Annotated in this window: 22 protein-coding genes; 6 read left to right on the top strand and 16 right to left on the bottom strand. The window is 42.9% G+C overall.

Annotation, left to right across the window (positions count from 1 at the left end; all coding sequences use genetic code 11):
• Window positions 1-30 precede the first annotated feature (30 nt).
• A complete protein-coding gene (locus IQP38_RS20635; RefSeq protein ID WP_005376624.1) occupies window positions 31-2,037 on the bottom strand; it encodes a TonB-dependent siderophore receptor in 2,007 nt (668 codons plus the stop codon).
• Between the two features lie 116 nt (window positions 2,038-2,153).
• On the opposite strand from IQP38_RS20635, the gene IQP38_RS20630 reads away from it, so the two are divergent.
• Window positions 2,154-3,122, top strand: coding sequence for a helix-turn-helix domain-containing protein (locus tag IQP38_RS20630; RefSeq protein ID WP_193837971.1), 969 nt, complete (start codon window positions 2,154-2,156; stop codon window positions 3,120-3,122).
• Window positions 3,123-3,209: 87 nt separating this feature from the next.
• Complete coding sequence (gene cueR, locus IQP38_RS20625; protein WP_005376627.1) at window positions 3,210-3,596, top strand: Cu(I)-responsive transcriptional regulator; 387 nt, start codon at window positions 3,210-3,212, stop codon at window positions 3,594-3,596.
• Between the two features lie 42 nt (window positions 3,597-3,638).
• Here the strand turns inward: cueR and vctC are convergent, their stop codons facing one another.
• The 14 genes from vctC to rbsD form a co-directional block, all read right to left on the bottom strand.
• Entirely contained in the window at window positions 3,639-4,394 is a 756-nt protein-coding gene (gene vctC / locus IQP38_RS20620) for an iron chelate ABC transporter ATP-binding protein VctC (protein ID WP_025767868.1), read from the bottom strand.
• Window positions 4,395-4,396: 2 nt separating this feature from the next.
• On the bottom strand, window positions 4,397-5,347 hold the full coding sequence (gene vctG / locus IQP38_RS20615) for an iron chelate uptake ABC transporter permease subunit VctG (RefSeq protein ID WP_005376631.1): 951 nt from the start codon (window positions 5,345-5,347) through the stop codon (window positions 4,397-4,399).
• Window positions 5,340-6,275, bottom strand: coding sequence for an iron chelate uptake ABC transporter permease subunit VctD (gene vctD, locus IQP38_RS20610; RefSeq protein WP_017820306.1), 936 nt, complete (start codon window positions 6,273-6,275; stop codon window positions 5,340-5,342). Before vctD ends, vctG begins: the two co-directional genes overlap by 8 nt.
• 22 nt (window positions 6,276-6,297) lie before the next feature.
• Window positions 6,298-7,206: a siderophore ABC transporter substrate-binding protein gene (locus IQP38_RS20605; protein ID WP_005376635.1), complete on the bottom strand. Its 909-nt coding sequence runs from the start codon at window positions 7,204-7,206 to the stop codon at window positions 6,298-6,300.
• 163 nt (window positions 7,207-7,369) lie between these two features.
• Window positions 7,370-8,050, bottom strand: coding sequence for a Crp/Fnr family transcriptional regulator (locus IQP38_RS20600; RefSeq protein ID WP_005382613.1), 681 nt, complete (start codon window positions 8,048-8,050; stop codon window positions 7,370-7,372).
• 134 nt (window positions 8,051-8,184) lie between these two features.
• Window positions 8,185-8,916, bottom strand: coding sequence for a nucleoside phosphorylase (locus tag IQP38_RS20595; protein WP_193837970.1), 732 nt, complete (start codon window positions 8,914-8,916; stop codon window positions 8,185-8,187).
• Window positions 8,917-8,926: 10 nt separating this feature from the next.
• Window positions 8,927-9,658, bottom strand: a complete 732-nt coding sequence (pnuC, locus tag IQP38_RS20590; protein ID WP_193837969.1) for a nicotinamide riboside transporter PnuC — start codon at window positions 9,656-9,658, stop codon at window positions 8,927-8,929.
• A gap of 161 nt (window positions 9,659-9,819) precedes the next feature.
• Window positions 9,820-10,038, bottom strand: coding sequence for a hypothetical protein (locus IQP38_RS26695; RefSeq protein WP_005499106.1), 219 nt, complete (start codon window positions 10,036-10,038; stop codon window positions 9,820-9,822).
• A gap of 230 nt (window positions 10,039-10,268) precedes the next feature.
• Entirely contained in the window at window positions 10,269-11,276 is a 1,008-nt protein-coding gene (locus tag IQP38_RS20585; RefSeq protein ID WP_033906467.1) for a substrate-binding domain-containing protein, read from the bottom strand.
• 35 nt (window positions 11,277-11,311) lie between these two features.
• Window positions 11,312-12,229, bottom strand: a complete 918-nt coding sequence (gene rbsK / locus IQP38_RS20580; RefSeq protein ID WP_017635385.1) for a ribokinase — start codon at window positions 12,227-12,229, stop codon at window positions 11,312-11,314.
• A gap of 222 nt (window positions 12,230-12,451) precedes the next feature.
• Complete coding sequence (gene rbsB / locus IQP38_RS20575) at window positions 12,452-13,330, bottom strand: ribose ABC transporter substrate-binding protein RbsB (RefSeq protein ID WP_005373143.1); 879 nt, start codon at window positions 13,328-13,330, stop codon at window positions 12,452-12,454.
• Window positions 13,331-13,417: 87 nt separating this feature from the next.
• Window positions 13,418-14,401 carry a ribose ABC transporter permease gene (gene rbsC, locus IQP38_RS20570; protein ID WP_005382618.1) on the bottom strand — a complete coding sequence of 328 codons (984 nt, stop codon included), beginning with the start codon at window positions 14,399-14,401 and terminating at the stop codon, window positions 13,418-13,420.
• A complete protein-coding gene (gene rbsA, locus IQP38_RS20565; RefSeq protein WP_017635386.1) occupies window positions 14,398-15,903 on the bottom strand; it encodes a ribose ABC transporter ATP-binding protein RbsA in 1,506 nt (501 codons plus the stop codon). The genes rbsC and rbsA overlap by 4 nt, the downstream gene beginning before the upstream one ends.
• Before the next feature lie 23 nt (window positions 15,904-15,926).
• Window positions 15,927-16,346, bottom strand: coding sequence for a D-ribose pyranase (rbsD, locus tag IQP38_RS20560; RefSeq protein WP_005382620.1), 420 nt, complete (start codon window positions 16,344-16,346; stop codon window positions 15,927-15,929).
• A gap of 473 nt (window positions 16,347-16,819) precedes the next feature.
• On the opposite strand from rbsD, the gene IQP38_RS20555 reads away from it, so the two are divergent.
• Window positions 16,820-19,180 carry an EAL domain-containing protein gene (locus tag IQP38_RS20555; protein ID WP_193837968.1) on the top strand — a complete coding sequence of 787 codons (2,361 nt, stop codon included), beginning with the start codon at window positions 16,820-16,822 and terminating at the stop codon, window positions 19,178-19,180.
• Window positions 19,181-19,319: 139 nt separating this feature from the next.
• Here the strand turns inward: IQP38_RS20555 and IQP38_RS20550 are convergent, their stop codons facing one another.
• Window positions 19,320-19,895 carry an imm11 family protein gene (locus tag IQP38_RS20550; RefSeq protein WP_017635389.1) on the bottom strand — a complete coding sequence of 192 codons (576 nt, stop codon included), beginning with the start codon at window positions 19,893-19,895 and terminating at the stop codon, window positions 19,320-19,322.
• Between the two features lie 858 nt (window positions 19,896-20,753).
• Between IQP38_RS20550 and IQP38_RS20545 the strand changes: the two genes are divergently transcribed.
• From IQP38_RS20545 to IQP38_RS20535, 3 genes are all read left to right on the top strand, one after another.
• Window positions 20,754-21,395, top strand: a complete 642-nt coding sequence (locus IQP38_RS20545; RefSeq protein WP_017633652.1) for a murein L,D-transpeptidase catalytic domain family protein — start codon at window positions 20,754-20,756, stop codon at window positions 21,393-21,395.
• A 328-nt stretch (window positions 21,396-21,723) separates the two neighbouring features.
• Window positions 21,724-22,182: a hypothetical protein gene (locus IQP38_RS20540; protein WP_017633653.1), complete on the top strand. Its 459-nt coding sequence runs from the start codon at window positions 21,724-21,726 to the stop codon at window positions 22,180-22,182.
• An 86-nt stretch (window positions 22,183-22,268) separates the two neighbouring features.
• Entirely contained in the window at window positions 22,269-22,592 is a 324-nt protein-coding gene (locus IQP38_RS20535) for a hypothetical protein (RefSeq protein WP_005373158.1), read from the top strand.
• Window positions 22,593-22,673: the final 81 nt, after the last annotated feature.

Genomic DNA, 22,673 nt, shown 5'->3' with positions numbered 1-22,673 from the left:
TTACTTTGAAACGTCCTATGAAGAACCTTGTTAGAATTGATAAGCTGCAGAGAGCTTGAAGTTGCGACCCGGCTCGTAGTCATCAAGCGTGAAGCCACGTGCAGTACCCGAACGAGACGCATGAGAGCTGTACAACTCGTCAAATACATTATCAATACCAAAGGTCACCGACAGTCCATCAATATCAGACGGCACCCATTGAGCGTATAGATTATGCACATCATAACTTGCTTTCTTTGGCTGACCATCAAAGACGTTGTCTTCCTCTAGAACAAACATTGAGTTCCACCCGAAGATCGTTTCTAAAGCGTCTGACTGGTAATCCAAAGTTAGAGCAATGCTATCACCCATATCAATGCTACGCCCATTGCCCCCAGCAACAGGACCACCAGTATTCTTGTTTTTGGTGTCCGACTTAGAGTAAGAAAGTTTGCTGTTAAACTTGTCGTAACCATAAGAAGCACTTGCCTCAAAGCCTTTAATCTCAACATCACCTAAGTTGTAAATCAGGTAAGTTTGAGTCGCGTTTTGGTACTGGTCTGCAATGTAATCATCAATTTCCGTTTGGAATATCGTAATATTCGCCCCAAAGAAATGCTTATCAAAGGTTTTATCAAAACGAACACCACCCTGCGTGTTCAATCCCGTTTCTGGCTTTAACCCATCCTCTAAAAATGCAACGTCTTGGTAAGCAATAAAGGTTTCCATTAGCTCTGGACCTTTAAATAGAGAGCGTGCACTCGCAAACAACGTCCAATCTTGCGTCACCGCCCATTCTGCTGCTAGAGCCCAAGTCACATCATCATAATTACTGTTTCCTGTCTCAGCTTTGCGTTTGTAATCATCAAAGCGCATACCTGCAGTAATAAAGAAGGCATCAGAGAAGAAGAACTGATCTTCTACAAACAGTGCGGTTGAAATCGCCGATTCGTCCATAAACTTACGACTACCGTAGTAACTCGAAGACGTTTTATCCATGTAGTCGAAGCCATAAGTGACTCGATTATCAAACTCACCTAACATAACATCTGACTGGAATTTGCCATTCAAACCAAAGTTTTGGTTTTTGGCGGTGTTCTTTGATAAACGGTTCGAGGGCCAACGAGGGGCCATCACCGTTTCGTCACGTTTAATTTCTGTCTCGGTATTATAAAGAGTGACGTTTCCTTGGTGTTGTTCGCCTCGCAACTCGTAACTCAAGGTAACGGTATCGCGGTCATAATCCGTAGGGATAAGTAACTTGCTCGACAGGCTATTATTTGCACTACCCGACATATCAGGACGCGGACTGTAATCTCCACTGTCTCGGTACATGTCATAAGAGAGCTCAAAACGATGGATGTCATTTAGTTCATACCCCAGCTTAGCCAGAATGTTGTAAACATCACCTGCAGCACCATAGGTTTTATTGCCATCACCATCTTCAAAATCATCACGCGTAACGTAATGGCCATAGACCATCGCATCAATGTTTTCGGACAAAAGTCCGTACAGTGTCAACGAACCTTGTTGGTTGTCGTTGGATGCATAGCCGCCATAAACACGCGCACCAAACTTTTCATCGTAACGAAGTAAGTCACGAGCGTCTTTCGTTTCAAAGTAGACCGAACCGCCTAACCCGTTTTGAGTCACAGAGTTATTACCTACCTGAATGTCCGCAGATTTGAGAATGTCAGGGTTCAACGTCAAGTTACCAATATGATGGAACATGCTCGCATGCTGAGAAGCACCGTCAAGACGAATGTCCAAATCGGTTTCGCTCAAACCACGAATCGTAATACGTTGATTCACAGAGTGTGTGCCACCAACATCCACACCGGGAATATCGCGCAGTAAATCAGACATATGATCCGCTTGCTTCAGTGACATGTCGTCCGCAAACATCGACTCAGTGTTGCTGGAAACTTTCGTTCCCCATACAACGACCTCTTCAAAATGTGACTCAGTATCTTGAGCTAAAACAGGGGTTGATAGCGCCATTCCCACTGCAAGGCAAAGGCTTGAAAGCTTGATAGGTGAACAAGCAGGGCTTTCCATAACTTAACTCCTAAATATTAATGATAATAATTCTCAGGTATAATAAGCATGAGTTTTATAAATACAAAGGCGATTCGGTTATGCGAAATCGCACAAGTGTTATGAGGAAGTGTCAAATGCAGGAAGTCACAACAAAACGAACTAAAATTGCCAAGATAGCTTTAACCCAAAGACTAGAGGCGACAGAGAAACAATGGATTGTCACGCAAGGCCAACCTTGTCAAACTCAACTGGCCGAAGGTAAGTTCCTATCATATCAGTACAATGATCAAATTTTTGTTCATGGCGGGTGTTGTCTAGAACTTATTGATTCGAATATTGTTTCTACTGCACACGCCTCACTGCTGGTCACTATTCTTTTAGAAGGTAGACTCTCGTTTGGCTACGACGATTTGCAATTTGATTTAGACGCGAGCGACGGCCCTAAGGGTGTAGTGGTGAACTTACTCAAACCTGCAAATTTTCGTCGTTCACTGCTCAAAGATAACCTCATTAATAAGATCAACATATTGGTTAAGCCCCAATGGCTAGAGGCCCGCCTTGAGCAAAATTGTAGTCATCGAGCCTTTTTTAACTCTCATCAGGCGTTTCAACAGTTGGAGCCTAACCAGACGCTATGCGAGCTGGCCGAAACGTTAACAAATAGAGAAACACCGCAAGAGTTCCAAGAAAAGCTAGAGGTCGAAAGCTTGATCTATCAAATATTACATCAAGCCACCAAGCAAATTCCTAAGAATTTCAGTGCTAAAAACAGCAATATTGAACGACACATTGATGGTCGAATTGAGGATATTGTCAGCTATATTGAAACTCACCTTGATCAAGAACTACGCTTGGAAAAGTTGGCGAGCCAATTCTCAATGAGTGTTTCAAACCTGCAGCGTCGATTTAAACAATCACTTAATATGACCATAAACGGCTACATTCGTTTTCGACGTCTTGAGATTGCTAGGCAACATTTGGAACGTGGCCTAGTGACGATAACAGAAGCCGCCTATGAAGCCGGATACCACCACCCTTCTAACTTCACTTATGCCTTTAAAAAGGCATTTGGTGTGCCACCACATGAAGTGATTAAAGAGTAAGGGGACTCTAGGTAACTGACTGTTATTTAGGAGTGTCTTATCCACAACATCGGTATATACTCGCCTTAAACGTTATGGAGGTTAAACATGAATATTGGTGCCGTCGCGAAGCTCACTGGGCTTTCATCTAAGTCGATTCGATTATATGAAGACAAAGGGATCATATCTCCACCAGCGCGTAGCGACTCTGGCTATCGCGAATATTCAGATAATCATATTCAAGAGCTTAACTTGGTATCACGCGCAAAAAGCGCAGGCTTTTCGTTGCAAGAATGCAAAGAGTTCGTACAACTTGCTCATAACCCCAATCGCAAAAGTAGCGAAGTAAAAGCAAGAACCATGGACAAACTGAGAGAGGTTGAAGAAAAAATTGCACACCTCATGGAGATCAAAACGCAACTTGAAGGTTGGGTTTCTTCTTGTCCTGGAGATGCAGAGAGCCGATGCCCAATCATAGACGAGCTCACCAAGTAAGCCCGCCTATCTATTGATCTCGTTAAAAACGAACTAGCTCGCTTAATGATAAGTACACATGCGCTTACCGTTTAACTCTATGATGTTAAATGGCGTTTCATAGATGTCCTCTAGCGTAGACGCTTGAATAACATCTTCAACCGCACCACTCGCCACAACTTTACCTTTCTTAAGCGCCAATATGACATCTGAGTAACACGCCGCGAAATTAATATCATGAATCACGACCACCATGGCTTTATTCATGTCATGGGCTAACTGCTGCACAACTTTCATGATCTGAAGAGAGTGTTTGATATCTAAGTTATTAAGAGGTTCATCAAGAAAGACATAATCTGTATCTTGTGCAATCACCATAGCAATAAATGCAAGCTGTCGCTGACCACCACTTAATTCATCCAAGTATTTGTCTTGAATATCTTGCAAATCTAAGTAGTCGATCGCTTGTTCTATGACCTCATGATCTTCTTTAGTCAGATTTCCTTTAGAGTATGGGAAACGACCAAAAGAGACTAACTCTTTTACGGTAAACCGCATTGTAATCGAGTTAGCTTGGCGAAGTACTGCCAGTTTTTTCGCTAGCTCTTTTGTGTCCCATTCCGCGATTTCCTTGCAATCAATGATAACACTACCGCCATCTCGCTCCGTTAAGCGCGAGGCCATAGATAACAGCGTGCTCTTTCCCGCGCCATTTGGACCGATAATCGATGTTACCTTGCCCTTTTCAAACTGAGTATTGGCCTCGTCTACGACTTTGTTTGAACCGAAAGCCTTCGTTAATTTGTCTATTACTATCATATTTATACAACTTTGTTTTTCAGCAGCAGGTATAAGAAATACGCACCGCCGATAAAGTTAATTACGACACTCAACGTCGTCTCAAAACTGAACACGTTTTCGATTATCCATTGCCCAGCAAGTAATGAACTGATGGATAGAAACGAACATCCGACCAATAGCGTTTTATGTTGGTAACTTCGGAACATTTCTCGGCTTAAGTTGGTCACTAGTAAACCAAAGAACATGATTGGCCCTACCAAAGCCGTAGAAATAGCAATCAAAACCGCCGAGATAATAAACACATTTCTCGTCACTTTAGGTACATCAACACCCAAACTTTTCGCATTGTCTTGGTCGAGCCAAAACACATCTAAAGTGCGATGCATCCTAAACAACAACCAACATGCAAACATCAAAGCCGGAGCACTAAAGTAAACCAAGTTCACTTTGACATTATTGAAACTGGCGTACAGTTTCGACTGAACAATTGCATATGTGTTTGGGTCCATCAGCAAAGAAAAGAATGACGCCGCATTGGAAAATAGCTGACCAAAGATCAAGCCGACCAATAGCAACGTAATCAAGTTCTTGCTGCCTTTTGAAAAGTAAAACCCAAACAGCAGTAGCGAAAACGACACCATTACAATTACTGCAATCGCGAAATTGACGTACAAGTTAAGCACTAAGGTACTCAACCCACCAAAAATCAACACGATCAAAATTTGGGTTAACACATACAGCGCATCAAAACCCATGATACTTGGCGTTAAAATTCGGTTGTGCGTAATGGTTTGAAATACAAGTGAAGACTGAGCAATGGCCACACCCGCTAGCACTATCGCCAATACTTTAGGAACTCTACGAGACAAAAAATATTGGTAGTTGTCAGCCGTTAGCCCAATACCAATAAACAGACACGCGAAAAGAATCGCAATGCCACCTAGCAGCAGGATTTTCGTTGAATCACGCATGTTGCTTACCTCGCAACAACATAGCGATGAATACCACGCCACCCAATATGCTGATCACGATAGAGATTGGCATTTCATGAGGGAAAATAATTAAACGACTCACCAAGTCGCAACACAACACCAAAATCGCCCCATACATGGCCGTAAGCGGAATGTTCTTTTTGAGATTATCGCCATAAAAGTGACTCACGAGATTCGGTACAATCAGCCCTAAGAATGGCAACTGGCCAACAATCATCACGACACTTGCTGACATGATGGACACCAATAGCACGCCAATCGTCACAACCTGCTGATAATTCAAACCCAAGTTAATCGCGAAATCTTTTCCGATACCTACGGCAGAGATCCTTGCGGCAAAAAGATAGCTGAGGATAACCATTGGTACCGCGATGTACAGCAGTTCAAAATCACCACGCAAGATGTTAGCGAAGTTTGCGACTGTCCAAGCATTCAGACTTTGAAGTGCATCATATTTGTAAGCGATAAACGTAGTCATGGATTGGATGACATTGCCGAAAATAATCCCGACAAGTGGCACAAAAACCACGCTCTTAAATTGAATGCGCTGAATAAAGAAAACAAACGCCAGCGTCCCAAATACCGAGATGCCGAACACGAGCCAAAGGTGATTATCATTACCAAAGAAAACCACGCTCAGTACGTAGCCCAGCATGGCACATTCGATCGTACCAGTTGTAGAAGGTGCCGCAAATCGGTTCTGGCTGATTTGCTGCATGACAAGACCCGCAATACTCAAGCCAGCACCAGCAAGCAATATGGCAAATAAACGTGGTATACGGCTGGTAAAGAAAAGTTCTAATGCTTTCTCATCACCTGAAAAGAGTTGTTGGGGTGTCATGTTTGCCACCCCAACAAATAACGAAACCGTGCTTAAAACCACAAGGGTTAGCAATAACTTCTTCAAAGTTAACCTCTGCTATCTTGGATTACAGTTCAACGGTTTGCTTTATCTCACTGACCATTTTTTCTGTTGCTGTCACACCAGACATCGACAAGTACCAAGCGTCCACATCTAAATAGGTGATTTTATGATTTTTATATGCCGCAGTCGCTTTGACTAAGTCGTTATCCATGGATTTACGAATATCGTTATCCGGCGTACCTGTCAGAGAATTTCGGTCAACCACGAGAATATTTTTCGGGTTAGCTTCACGAATAAACTCATAAGAAATGACATCTCCGTGAGTGCCCGTTTTCACGTGCTCAACCGTTTCCAAGAAGCCAAAGTCGTTATAAATGACGCCAAATCGCGACTGGGCACCAAACGCGCTGATGTTGTCACCCATGCTCAAAATCGTTAATGCATCATTTTTGTTCGATTGGTTGTAGTCACGGATTGCTTTGAATTGAGCATCTAGCGCTTCAATTTTCTGCTCTACTTTTTCTTCGATATTGAAGATCTTACCAATATTGCGCCATTGCGCTTGCGTGCCTTCCCAATAGCCTTGGTTCTCTTTCGCCGCAAAAACAACTGTAGGGGCAATTTCACTCAGCTCTTCATATTTCGCAGACGCTCGCGGACCAACCAAAATCAAATCCGGCTTTTGCATGTAGATAGTTTCAAAATCAGGTTCAAACAAACTACCCGCAGAGGTGTAGTTATCTTTGCTGTATTTTGAAAGGTAACTAGGAAGATTAGAAGAGTTAGATACTGCAACAGGATCGATACCAAAGTTGTCCAGCGCATCTAGCGGGCCAAAGCCAATCACAACCACACGCTCTGGGGATTGTTCTAGCTCTGTTTGACCCATGTAGTGGTCAATCACAACTTTAGCAGCGAAAGAAGGAGAAACAGTAAATAACGACAGCATAGCCGCACCGACGAATTTTTTCATTTTGTTAAGCCTTAATGAGATATATTATCATACGCGTTCGCAATATAACGCTACTCTTTAATGCATTCAACAAAATTTAAGGTACTTTACATTAGTTACGTTTACTCAAGACCTAGATATATCAAAGACTTATAAAACCCATCAGTTCCAATACCTGGGCGTATCATTCATGCGCTTCAATAAACGCTTTGAGTGCCAGCTCATCAATAATCTCCAAACCGTTGTCCGTTTTTGTAATCAATCCCTTTTCAATCAAGTCCTTAACTGCACGTCGATAGACTCGGCCTGAGGTACCAAACCGCTCAGCCTCTTGGTTCACTTTATCAAAACCACCAAGCAGCTTATCCGTCTGATTACGGACGAGAAGATCATAGGCAATGTTGTAAGTAATGGGATGCAACAAACGATTAGTGTAGATATCCATGGAGTCTTGATAATCCTCAGCCAATGCTGAAGCGAAGAACACCATCATTTGGGGATGATTTTGCAGTGCTTCGGTTAGTTTTTGGATACAGATAACATCAACCTGCATATGTTCATCTGCTATCACATTCCATTGACAAGGAGTCTGAGTGAAGAACTCCATTTCACCATAAATATGATAGTCGCAGTTAGCTTCCCCTAATTGAAAACGTCGTCCATTTGCGGCCAATATGTTCATCGAGACTCGACCTACTGGCACAACATACAAGTACTGAAGTTGCTCACCTTGGCGGAGAATTGCTTCCCCAGCATCAAAGTAACGCGAATTTATTTGGCATTGATAAATCAAATCGCGAAAGGTGGCACTCTTTTCTTCAAGGTATGTTTTGAAGCGACCAGTCGGATAAGGGCTGATTTTCATTTTCTGCTCTCTCAGAAAAAGTTACGGACAACTATTTAAGGTGGATTGTACCCCGTAACTCCAAATAAAAAAGCGACAGTGACCTGTCGCTTTACATCTATTCTGTTTATGTGACTTACTGAGATAGAGACTGGCTAACGCTGAGCAACCAAGGCTTCTAATGCCGTAATCGCGGCGCTCTTCTCACCTTGCATCATTACTTTGGCCTCATCAACGTACTGACCAACCCCTTCTTTCACATCTTGTTGATACAGCACCACGTTGTTTAATATCGAAGCCACATGAAGGCCTCGTAGTCGACCGACCGTAAACAGCGCAGAGGTTTCCATATCGGCACCTAAGATGCCTTTCTTGTTCCAATGTTGGCATATTGCATCCTCGTCATCGGTATAGAAACTGTCGTGAGAACGTACCACACCAAAATGATAATGCACTTTTTGCATCGACAAGTAACGCTCAACTTCCTTTAACAGTAAAAAGCTTGCGTAGGCTGGATAAGACGAATCGACATACGCTTTAGAGCCGCCCTCATCTCTTACCGCGCCTTCGGCAATGATCAACTCGCCAAGATGAATGCCTGATTGCATTGCCCCCGCAGATCCAACGCGTACCACATGAGTCACACCGCACTGTTTTAGCTCTTCCACTGCGATGATCATCGATGGCGCACCTATACCTGTACTACACACTGAAACAGGCTTGCCTTTGTAGTTGCCGGTAAACACACGATACTCGCGGTTTTCCGACACCATTTCTGCATCATCAAATAATGCCGCGATACGATTCGCTCTATCTTGCTCGCCGCATACAATAACGAGGGGAGCGATTTGTGTTTCATCCACTCCGATATGAGGTTGTTTGGCCATTTTTCGTTCCTTACGCAGCAGCGTGCGCTAAGGTTTTATCGCCATTGCGCTTAGCGCTACGAGCCCACTCACGCGTGCCATTGGCAGCGATGAACATAAGAATCGCGTACTGAACAGACATTGCGTAAACACCTTGCGTCGCGTAGATACCCACACTGATAATGTTAATCACAACCCATAGAATCCAGTTTTCGACGTATTTACGTGTCATCAGAATTTGTGCAACAACAGACAGTACTGTCATGGTTGCATCCCAGAACGGGAACGCATCAGGTTCAAGCACCGGTTCAGCCAAGCCAGCACCAAAGAGATTCAAGCTATCAACAGCAATGTTTGCTAGCGCAAAGAAAAATGGGTCGATATAGATCGTTAATAATGCGATACATGCAACGTTAATAGAGGCAGTAGTAATAAGTTTCTGTTTATTTAACCAGCGAACTTCCAGCGTTTCACCTTGTGCGTTTGGACGGGTCCACGCATACCAGCCGTAAATGTTCGCACAGAAGAAAAACAATTGAAGAAGCAATAATCCGTATAACTGAATTTGAAAAAAGATAACGGCAAAAAGCGTGACATTCAGCAAACCGAATAAGTAGTTGATGGTTTTTTCTTGGCTGGCAAACCAAATGCAAAGCAGTCCAAAAACGGTACCGAAAGCTTCGATCCAACTCATTGCGTAGCCGTCGCCGATCGGAATGTTAAAGAGGGTATTATTAATATCGAGTAAAGCAAAGAGGTCCATGGTGATGTCCTTTATTATTTTGTTTGGAATACGCTTATATTAGAGCGTGATCCCCAACAAAAAGGAGGACATTTGTCCTCCTCTTGATGCACTCGATCATAATTCAGATTCATTACTTACTTGAAAGTACCTATTTATCTCAATTATTCATTCCAAATGAACTAGGACTCGTGTCCTAGGTAGCGCTTTTTGAACGTCGATGCTGACGCGAACAGTAAAGTCGAAGCAAATGTAAACACCACGCCAGCCAAGTATACATACTCTTCATTCGCAAGTAGTTCATAAACACTCACGACAAACACCGTTAATACTAGTGAAATATTGAAACGGTGAAACCACGGCCTCTTTACTGAATACTGTGCATATCTCTTAACTAACATAAAGATTTTCCATTCATCTCAATAATTTATAAATCTAATTATAGGCTTTATTAATAATAAGCTTTTTAAGCACTATCGACACGAAATCTTTCGAGTTACTCGCAAAAAATCACACTTTTCAAATGTTGAGTTAATAAATTCGAACATCTGTTTTGCATGCTTATTTATTTTTTAGCCCATTTTTTATAAATTATATGCACTAAATTTGTTAACCATGCGTTTGTTTTTAATTAAGAGAAATTCGTCACACTGTTGCGTACAACCAATGTTGGTTCCAGTTGAACGACTTGAGCGTCGTTAGATTTGTCGTCCAGTCTTCGGACAAGAGTCTCAACGGCAGCCTGCCCCAAACGGTACTTAGGCTGATGAATGGTAGTTAGCGATGGCGACATAAATTTCGCGATATGGATGTCATCGTAACCAATAATGGACAGGTCGTCCGGCACTTTAATATCGAGCTCATTTGCGGCGTTAATCACCCCCATCGCCATCATATCGTTAGAGACGAAAATCGAACTAGGTAATGCGCCACGCTGAGCCATTTTTTTGAACGCTTGATACCCACCCTCACATTCGAAGTCCGATTCAATGATCCAATTGGCATTAAATTCCAAGCCCGCTTCGTTCATTGCTCGCTTATAACCTTCGTATCGCATTTGCGCTTGGTGTTTAATCAAAGGGCCAGTGATGCACCCAATTTCAGTATGGCCGCAATCAATTAAGTATTTCGCTGCTAAGTAACCGCCACGAAGTGAGTTGTCTTGGATTTTATCACTTGTAAATAGCATCGGCCCCCAGTCCATTACCACTACTGGGATATCTGGGTAACGCTCAAATACATCGATACGCTCTCCTTCTAGCGACGAACACATCAAAATCAAACCATCGACACGCTTTTGCAATAGCGTATTAATGGATTGACGCATACGTTCGTTATCACCCTCGGTGTTACATAAAATGAGGCTGTAGCCTTTTTGGTAACAGCTACGCTCTACGCCTTTTACGACTTCGCCAAAGAATGGGTTGGTTGAGGTTGTCACGAGCATACCAATGGTTTTGGTACGATTGACTTTGAGGCTACGCGCCAATGCAGAGGGCGCGTAGTAGTTAAGCTCTTTTGCGGCATTGTTAACGCGTTCAGAGATCTCTTCGCTCACAAAACGCGTCTTGTTAATAACATGGCTCACTGTTGAAGTGGAAACCCCTGCCAGTTTTGCGATGTCTTTCATCGTCGCCATGTTACTACTCCTATTTTAATGAGGCGTTGTGCGCCTTATTGTTCAGCGAGAAACGCGTCCACCTCTTCGCGGGTTGGAATCGACGTTTGCGCGCCAAAGCGGGTCACAGAAATTGCAGCCGCCGCATGTGCAAACTTAATCGCTGATTCTAAAGGTAAATCTTCTAGGAGACCAGTGACGAATGCCCCATTAAATGTATCGCCCGCAGCGGTAGTATCCATCGCTTCAACGCGGAAACCCGAGATGATTTCGCCTCGACCGTTTTGGCTTAGCCAAACGCCTTTTGCACCGAGTGTGATCATGACAATTTCTATACCTTTACCATGTAGCACATTCGCCGCTTCTTGCGCGCTTTCGTTGTCTGTTACAGTAATACCTGTCAGAACTTCAGCTTCCGTTTCATTTGGCGTAATCACGTCAATGTAAGACAGTAATTCATCTGACAATTCACGAGCTGGCGCAGGATTCAAAATGACATTGGTTTTGGCATCTTTCGCGATTCGCGCGGCTTTCTCAATGCCGCACATCGGCGTTTCCAATTGCATTAGCAAGTAATCTGCTTGGTGAATACGCTCTAAATCTGGCTCAATCGCTTCTGCTGTCAGTTTGGCGTTTGCTTCAGCTGAAATGCAAATGCTGTTCTCACCACTGTCCGACACTTGAATCATCGCGATACCTGTCGGGCAATTTGGCTGCATCTTCACACCAGTGATATCGATGCCGTCCATTTTGAAGTTTTCGCGAATGTTAATGCCGAATGAGTCGTCGCCCACACAAGCGATAAAACCTATGTCTGCATTTAATCGCGCCGCCGCGACGGCTTGGTTGGCACCTTTGCCACCTGGGATAACTTGATAGTTGCGACCATGCAGCGTCTCGCCTGGGCGAGGGAAAGAAGGCACTTGAAGAACATGGTCAGCGTTTACACTACCTAACACCACTAACTTATTCATACGGTTATCCTCGGTTCTGAATGAACCCTTTTTAAAAACTGTTTAGGAAAATACATTAGATGACTTTAACTTCTCTTCCTGATGAAGGAGTCTCGATAAAAAGCCAAAGGCATCTATACCCCACACTTTGCAGTATTTTGGGTAAGTTTGCCCTCACCTCCTAAACGACAGATATAAACGGAGGAGAGAGCAAAAATTAGGATGATTTATTGAACTTAAAACTTACTTAGTGACTACTTTTAGTGGTACTGGGATGTACTCTTCTACTTCTTCACCTTTCAAAACTTTGTCAGCCGTTTCAACACCTAAAGCACCGATAAGGTCTGGTTGCTGAGCAATAGTTGCCGCTAGTTTGCCACGGTTAACTGCTGCAATGCCGTCTTCCGTACCATCAAAACCAACGATAACGACATCTTTGCCAGAAGCTTGAACTGCGCGAAGTGCACCTAGCGCCATTTCATCATTCTGTGCAAATACCGCTTGTACATCCGGGTTAGCCGCTAGCAGGTTTTCCATTACGTTTAGACCTTTCGTGCGGTCAAAGTCAGCCGGTTGGCTAGCAAGAAGATCCATATCGCTGCCCTTCACGGCATTCATAAAGCCTTCACCGCGCTCACGCGCTGCCGATGTGCCCGCAATACCTTCAAGTTGAATGACTTTTGCTTTTTCGCCGACTTTTTCCATGATGTAGTGGCCTGCCATTTCACCACCAATTACGTTGTCCGACGCGATGTGACTCACGACTTCACCACGGCTTGCACCACGGTCTAATGTCAACACAGGGATCTTAGAACGGTTCGCCATACGAATTGCATTAGACACTGCATCAGAATCCGTTGGGTTGATAAGAATTGCTTTTACGCCGCGAATACTTAAATCCTCGATGTTCGACAGTTCTTTACTCGGGTCATTTTGCGAGTCCAGTACAATTAAGTCGTACCCCAATTCTTTCGCTTTTGCTTCCGCACCGTCTTTCATCGTTACGAAGAACGGGTTGTTTAGCGTCGAAACCACAATCGCCATGGTATCTTGAGCTTGCGCCGCTACCGATACGGTTGAAGAAAGAAGTGCAGCAGAGATAAGAGTTGCAAGTTTTTTCATCGTTCTAGTCCTTTGTGTAGGGTGAGCCAGTACACGTCCCCTGACTCGGTTTGTATTCACTGTTTTATATATACAGATTGTTATGAATTACTTGTTTTTGTTGTCTACCAATACCGCCAGCAAGATAACCACTGCTTTTGCAATCATTTGGTAGTAGGAAGAAACATCAAGTAGGTTAAGTGCATTGTTCAAGAAACCGATGATCAGCGCACCAATCAAGGTACCCATGATACGACCTTTACCGCCCATCAAGCTGGTACCGCCAAGAACAACCGCTGCGATAGCGTCTAGCTCGTAGCCCATACCCGCTGTTGGCTGCGCCGAAGAAAGACGAGACGTTACAATAATGCCTGCAAGCGCTGCTAACATACCGCAGATGGCGTAGACACCAATCTTCACTCGGTCTACATTGATACCTGATAGGCGAGTCGCAGACTCATTGCCGCCTAGTGCGTAAACATAGCGACCAAAGCGCGTGTGGTTAAGTAAATACCAAGCCGCTGCAAACACAACCACCATTAACCAAACAGGAACCGGAATGCCTAGCGCGTAGCCAGTACCAAACCATGCGAACGCATCCGCGGTGTCAGTAAAGCCTGTCGAGATTGGACGACCTTCGGTGTACACCATGGTCACACCGCGTAGTAACGTCATGGTAACCAGCGTAGCGATAAATGCCTGCACCTTACCCTTCGCAATAATGATACCGCTGATCGCACCTAACGCTGCACCTGCGACTAAAGCAGTTGGAACCGCCACCAGCACCGGAACCTCAAGCGCAATCATGCTTGCCGCAAAGGCACCACACAATGCCAATACCGAACCAACACTTAAGTCTATGCCTGCTGTTAAAATAACTAATGTCATACCCACTGCGATAATGGCATTCACGGAGGTTTGACGAAGAATGTTGAGAATGTTGTCGACCGTAAAAAAGTTCGGGTTCAAAAATGACACAACAACGATCAGAAAGATCAAAGCTATCAGTGATTTTTGTTCAATCAGCCACTCTTTTGTGAACAACTTCTTGTTGCCAGTTTCGGTTGGTTTGCTCATGGTATTCGTACTCATGCTGCTTCCTCATTGATCTCTTTGCCCACGGCACAGGCGAGTAGTTTTTCTTGATCGGCGTCTTTCGCATCGAATTCGCCAGTGATACGACCTTCATGCATCACTAAAATACGGTCGCTCATGCCAAGCACTTCAGGCATCTCGGAAGAAACCAAGATGATGCTCATACCTTCGGCCTTAAACTTGTTGATGAGCTGATAAATCTCTTTTTTTGCTCCGACATCAACACCACGTGTCGGCTCATCCAGAATCAGAACTTTAGGTTTCGTCATTAACCCTTTCGCTATCGCAACTTTTTGCTGGTTACCACCAGATAAGTTGCCGATGATTTGATCTCGCGTTGGGGTTTTAATGTTGAATAACTTAATAAAATCTTCCACAGCAATCACTTCGTCGCTGTGTTGAATCTGGAAGCCTTTGGTCAGCTGGTTTAGCGAACAAAGTGACATGTTCTCCTTAACCGAAAGACCTAAAACCAAACCATCGCCTTTGCGGTCTTCAGAGATGTAAGCGATACCATTTGCCAAGCCATCTTGCGGGCTAACCGGGTTAATAGTTTTGTTATCAAGATTGATAACACCATGCTCACTAGGTAATGCGCCGTAAATGACTTTCATGAGTTCAGTGCGGCCTGCGCCCATCAAGCCAGAAATTCCGAGAATCTCACCGCGCTTGAGAGTAAAGCTCACATCCTGAACGCCAGACCCAGTCAAACCAATGACTTCAAGACAGGTTTCGCCATGTTGTACATCAATACGTGGATATTGCTCTTCTAATTTTCGGCCAACCATCATTTCAATTAGGCCATCTTCATCAGTGTCGGACACCTTGCACTCACCGATAAACTTACCATCACGAAGCACCGTAATATCATCACAGATTTCAAAGATTTCTTTGAGACGATGCGAAATGTATACGATGCCGCATCCTTGCTCGCGGAGCTCATTAATCACTTTAAACAGTGATTCCGTTTCGGTATCGGTCAATGCGTCCGTTGGCTCATCCATAATGATGACTTTCGACTCAAACGAAAGTGCCTTTGCAATTTCCACCATTTGTTGTTCACCAAGGCTTAAATCGCCAAGCAATGTTTTTGATGAATGCTTTACATTGAGACGTTTTAAAAGCTTGTCAGCTTCGTCATACATTTTGCCCCACTGGATACACCCTAAGGAGCCAGTGAACTCTCGTCCCAAGTAAATATTTTCGGCAATCGTCAGTTCAGGAATCAGGTTCAGCTCTTGGTGAATAATGCTAATACCAGCTTCCTGTGAATCGCGTGGACCTTTAAAGGCCGCCGGCTGACCTTGATATTGAATGCTCCCCGCATCCATGTGGTAAATGCCTGTCAACACCTTCATTAACGTTGACTTGCCTGCTCCATTTTCACCCATCAGCGCCATAACACGGCCTGGATAAACATTCAGGCTTGCTTTGTCGAGTGCTTTTACGCCCGGAAACGCCTTCTCAATTTCGCTTAGTTGTAGAATGGCTTGAGTCATAATCTGTCCTCAATATCTCTGGCTTAAAAAACCACGCCCGCTTGGAAAATAACGTTCGCATATGGCGAGCATTCGCCGGTTCTTACGATAGCGCGACTTTGCGCCGTACGTGCTTTAAACGCTTCATGTGACACGTAGCTCACTTCAATAGATTTGCCCGTTTCTTCACTCTCTTTGCTCAGTTCGTTGAGCAACGCTTCATGCAAAACTGGGCTTGCATCAGAGAACTCTTCCGCAATGATGACCCCTTCGATTTGGGACTCAGATAGAATTACGCGAACAGTATCAAGAAAACTTGGTACCCCATGCGTTAGCGCCAAATCGATTCGCTGAACATGCTCTGGGATTGGTAGACCAGCATCACATATCGTGATCTCGTCGGTGTGGCCTAGCGTCGCCACCAAGTAAGAAATATCTGAGTTAATTAGGGTACTTTTTTTCATCTCATCGACCTTTCGGTTACACGTTCATACAACCATGAGCGCCTGTTTTAAAGTGTTTTCGTTATTAACAGAAAACTCATCGAAACGTTTCGATGAAATAATAATTCGTCATCGCAATTTGACCAGTGTGAGATCGATAAGGTGTGAGAATGATCTGTAATTCAATTGTCATTGAATAGGAAAAGTGCACTTGAGTCACACTTTACCATCGAAACGTTTCGATGACGGTATTTCCCTGTCATTACGGTTAGGTTTTATACAGGGAGGAAGGAAAAGGGACGTCCAACTACTGAGAAAACCTCTAGTTAATAAGTTCGAAACCTTTCACGTCATCACAATTCTTAGATAGCTGCCTGATTTTGGAGAACGCTCACCTTACAATCTGGTTACAATTTGCCAAAACACATCATCCGTTCAGTACCTTACCTGGTACGCGACGTTTGTAGGGACACAAACGGAAACTAAGAACCATAATGAAGTTAAGCAATAGAGTCATTTTGCTTGTCGCGCCAGTGATCTTATTAAGCGCGTTAGTATCTAGCTATATTATTTATAGCATTCAAAAAGTGACGCTCATCAAGCGGGAAGACAGCTATATTCAGTTGCAAATGGAAAAGCTCGCCGGGCAGTTTCGACAAGCGAATATTTTTCTTAATAGTTATGCCTATACGCTCAGTAAAAGTGATGTATTACAAGACTATTTGGTAAATCATAACAACCCCTATCGTGAACGAGTCTTGTTTAACCGATTAGACGAGACCGCTGAAGTATTGAGCCATGGTTACAAAGGCGATGCGAGCATGGCGATCCTCGACGGCAAACAAAACCTTCTCTACTACACAGAAAACAAATATTACGAATCATCAGGCGTGGTCGACCCAAAGGTGTTAGAGTACATATCACGAAGTTTCAATGAGAGAGAGGCTTTCAGTCACACTGGCTTTATTTATAACTCCAGTGGACAAAGCATTCTTCTTCAATATGAGGTCGTCGACAAAAGAACGGGGACTCACCCTTTGAGCTTTGACTCGAAAAATGTGTTTTTTGTGATAGTTTCCGTATCACTTGAAGCCTTTAACGAGATTAAGCATGAAATCGAGTTTGACACACACAGCGTGATTACTTTCGCCGACAAACCCATTTATCTTGATATTCCTCTCGCTCAAACCATTGAGCTGCTGCCGCACTTTTATGCCGTGCTTTCTCCTGCCGAATATTTAATGTGGAACAAAGTCGATAAAGTGTGGCTAGAACTTGCTTTCTCCTTTGGCGTAGCGGCGTTTTTCACCATCACATTAATCATTTTGGTGTTGTACCGCTATGTGTTGCGCCCTGTTTCTCGCCTTGATAAGCAGCTGAACGAACTTGAATCTAATCAACGTGACAATATTGAAAAGCTAGAAACAAACGATGAAATAGGACGCCTCTCTGCACGCTTTTTTGATATGTATGAGGAACTTAATGTCATCTATAAAAAGACAAAACGCCTAGCTGAAACGGATCACCTGACGCAACTCGCCAATCGCCATCGTTTTCATGAGCTTGCCACTCGTGAACTTATCTCCCCTTCGCAGTTTCTGTGGGTTGTTTACGTCGATCTTGATAACTTTAAATACGTGAATGATAAATACGGGCATGAATTGGGAGATAACTTATTAAAAGTGTTCTCATCACACATCAAGAATGCCTGTCAAAAGTTCTCGCACGATTACAACAGCCCCTGCTTTGCCGCCAGGTTATCTGGTGACGAATTTGCAATTTTGCTGAGCTCAAATCAAGAGGTAAAACGCTTGCCTGATTTGCTTGCATCAGAGTTACTAAAACCAATTAGTAATCTCAGTTCATCTTGGAGTAATTCATTTCCCGTTACGGCAAGCGTAGGTATTGCACAATATCCTCAAGACGGTACTGACATCGCGAAGTTACTCTCCAGTGCCGATGCGGCTATGTATCAAGCAAAACGGGCAGGGAAAAATCAATACGCCTATTATTCAGCCGCTCTCAATATTGAGTCTCAAAGACGAAGTCAGCTTGAACGTGCGCTCCGAAAAAGCAATGTAGAGGAAGAATTCCACCTTGTTTTTCAACCCTATATGAACAATCGAAGCAACGAAATTGAGGGGTTAGAAGTCTTGTTGCGCTGGGAAGCCGAAGGTATCGGCCCTATCCCCCCAAAGGAGTTTATTCCAATTGCAGAGCAAGCCGGATTATTTGATAAAATTGACCGCTGGGTTTTCGCCAATGCAACGGCGGAATACCATCAATTAAGGAATATTTTCGGTAAGGATATTGTTCTTTCGGTCAATCTTTCATCAGCAGAGCTAAACTCGATAGAAATGGCAAACTACATCCATGAACAAGCGACACTGCACAGTGTTAAACCAGAATGTATTGAGATAGAAATAACCGAAACCTTTGCCGCAGAACAACAAGGCACGGCTCTACTTGATGAGCTATCAAAACGTGGCTACCGTCTTGCAATTGATGACTTTGGTTCTGGTTACACATCGTTAACTCAGCTCGTTCAGTATCCGGTTCAAAAAATCAAATTTGATCGAGAGTTCCTCGTTACATTGATGAACACCAACAACGGCCATGTGATCAAACCTATTATTGAGCTATGCCATGCCCAAAATAAAACGGTTACAGCAGAAGGTATTGAACACAATATGATGCATGAATGGCTATCGGCATACCGCTGCGACTATATGCAAGGCTATTTATTTGGCAAACCAATGACTAAAGAACAATTGAGCTTGTGGTGGCAATCGGCAAATGACGACAGTCGATTTGATGCGTCCATGGTCAGCTCAATTAGGGTTTCAAGAACATAAGTTAAGGGGAGACGTACAGCAGTCACAACTGTGGCGGCTGTATTTAGCTGTATATGAGCTTCATTGATAGATGCTCAGCTTTTGTTCCCCCATACCTATATCTATGACTTTAGTTGAGTAAATCACTATTTATTCGTTTTTAAACCAGCACTTCCTTGAAATCCAAACCGGTCAAATTCAGCGCTTTGACGCTATCGTACAAGCCACCTTTTTTGTCCGTGCAAAACGTTCTAAGCCCAGCACCTTTTACTCTGAACAAGTCAGATTCATTAACGGCTTCTCTATTCAAAACGAGTTTCTTAAACGGTCTAGCACGACTTAGCTTACCATGACGAAGATTATACTCGGTAGCAGAGGTATCAATGGCATCAATTTGAGTGACAATGTTTAATGCTCGCCAAGGCTTTCCTTGTAGATTTAATGGTAAAAATTCGACATTCTCGCTCAACACATCGAGCTTATCCGCAATAGAAGCGGATACAGCAAGAGTAAAAGATCCCCATGCTGCAATATCAGGCCTGGGCAATGGCTTTTCACCCATAACGTCTAACCATTCAATATCAATACTTTTCCAACTGGCTTTAACAGACTCTCCATAGAGTTGGATAGGTTTGCTTGCCGTTACTTGAAGAGACATTTCCAATGGCGACTCTTGCAACATTGCAAAATCATTAACATTGGGAGTGACAATAAACACTTTATTAAATGCTGTCATAACCGTCCTTAAATAATTTTGAGCGTTTTTCTTAATGAGACGAGCGCTTTCACACCAAACCAAACCAAACCAAACATAATAGATAGAGTTTACTTTCATGTTCAAAAATTTAATGAATTAATATCTGGCGCTCTTATCTTTTAATTTCGAAGTTTTATTATTTATATACTTTAATCCACACGATAGAATTATTTTTTCAATTTTTACTATGTACCCTTCCTTATGTAATCGAATAAATTAGAGAATAAACAATAGCACGCGTCACTTCACTTTTGTCGAGCTCATCACTCTCACTTAAACGACACATTCACAAGTTCAATTTTTGAACGACTTAGACTTAGCTTTGTCAATCGTGAATTAAAAACAACCGATTCACCGCTGTTTTACTGCCTTTTCTTACCACCCTGTTGTTTATTCATACATTATAAATGCACTTATACACATAACGATTCGGCGTTACGATTTGTTACGAGTTAAGTCACAAACTTTTGAGGTATTGGATAAAGTGTAGAAAAAGAAAACACATTGAAATAAAAAGAGTTTCTAAAGTACGAAAAATAAAACGCCGTTTTTATAAATTAGCAACTTCACAAATATCCTTAAACACAGTTTTATTAATTACATATATCAGATATTATTTACGCCGAAGTTTATAGAAACCATCGTTAAACTTCATATTTTATATAAGTTTCAATCAGTTAGTTTTTAACTCGAAAACTTATCGTCAACCCAATATCAAGCACCTAAGCGTGCAATAAGAAACATTGGGAATAGAATTATATTGATGTGCATGTTGTTTTAACGAATGCATGAAGCAATCGGTAAATTTGTAACACCATAGAGTTTTATTTAGCCAAGATGAAAAAATTAATTATATTATTTACATGTGCGCTGTTGTCTGTATCACCTTTTGCTTTTGCAAAACAATCAGATAACGAACCCAGGGATCATTTACGACCAAAGCAAGTTGAACATGTGTTTAAACAAGCCAAGCTAGATGGCATAGTAGACTTTAAGTTGTTCAGTGACGCTTACATCGCTTATCAGAAGACACCCGATAGAAAGAAGTCGGTACTAACGATCATCGACTATAGTAAACCATCAACTGAAAAGCGTTTTTATGTGGTTGATTTAGATAAAAAGAAGCTAATCTACAATACGTATGTTTCTCACGGCGTGAACAGCGGAAAGAAAACAGCGACACAGTTTTCAAATGTCGTGAACTCGCGAAAAACATCATTGGGCACTTTTTTGACTGATACCACTTACTACGGCTCAAATGGCTATTCACTTCGATTAGATGGGCTAAGCTCTGGATTAAACGACAAAGCTCGCGAGCGTTACATTGTCGTGCACGGTGCCGATTACGCAAACCCTTCCTTCATCAAGAAGAATGGATACCTCGGACGCAGCTGGGGTTGCCCTGCTTTGCCAGAGAAGTTGTCTCGCGAGATCATTGACACCATAAAAGGCGGCAGCGTTATTTACGCAAGCGCATAATATCGATGCGACGAATATGGGGAAGAAAAAGAAGATTCTATTTCTTCCCCAGTAATAATCCTGTTAGCTTAATCGTCCTTGTGCAACGACTCTCTTTCCATTTTCGCTTACTCGAAAGCGAAAAATTATTGTGTTATTCGCTGATATACCTAAGTGCGATCAGAAAACTCTGTTCATCCCCCTTCCATCTCGTTAGTATACGCGGAGTTCATCAGACACTGGCTTTCATCGTTATCATAGTTCCACTAAGATTCCTTAATCATGGTGGGTAACTGTGGCTTTATATGTTTAGGGTTACTTCTTGCGTTATCTACACCGTATATTATTGATGCTTTCTTTGTCCCTGCTTTCAGGGCTCATCACAGCTTCATATGCGCATGAGTGGCACCACACCAAACATTACACTTCCGAGCGCCTACTTAAACTCTCTCAACAAGACGATTTTGAGCTAGCACACACTGATTTTCATGCCTCAGCTTCTCTGAGCTCTTGGGGTTCAGAAAGTTACTACCTACATATAAAGCGCGAGTTGTTCGGGCTTGTCTCCTGTCGCCGAACATCAGCTACTGATGGCGTTTTATCATCAGATTTTACTCCTGATTATTTTTTACTTATTGCTTTCTCTTCTCCACCACTACTGGAGTTGGCAAAACAAGCATCTCGCTTACCTCTAGACAGTTATGGCGGACTCATGAGTCAACGCTCTCTTTATCGCCTCTCAGGAAGAAAGGAAGCGAACTTAATGTACGTCTTTACTCATGGTCGCAACGCCTTCTCTGTTGTTTAACTTTTTATGACATACAGAGAACACGAAAATGTAACGATAAGAACCAATATGCTCATTGTTACTAGAACCAATTTGAGGTCCATATAATGACAAGAATCGCTACAACCATCGCACTAGCATTACTATTTGCAGCGGGCTCAACCTTAGCAAACACAGAAACTAAGCCAGAAGAAATGAGTAACGACACTCTGTTAGAGTGTGCCAACGTTTCTAACGCACGTATTGCAGTTCCGGAACACAGAGCGATGTTCAGACACTACTTAATGTCTGAGAGAGACTACAGCTTTGACCAGCTATCGTCTGCCGAACTTGAATTTAAAGCAGCAGATAAGAATGAGTCTGAAGTAGAGAACATCTACAAGTCTCAGTGCAAAGAAGTTGGCGAATACTTATATAGCATTGGCTATTAAATTCGAAACCCTAACGACACTCAAAAAGAAAGGCGCAATGTATGCGCCTTTCTTTTTACTGATAAAAACCTGTCGATTAGA

It is taken from the genome of Vibrio sp. OPT41 (assembly GCF_015163595.1).
GTDB classification, from domain to species: Bacteria; Pseudomonadota; Gammaproteobacteria; order Enterobacterales; family Vibrionaceae; genus Vibrio; species Vibrio alginolyticus.
This window is presented reverse-complemented; position numbering and strand designations above follow the sequence as displayed.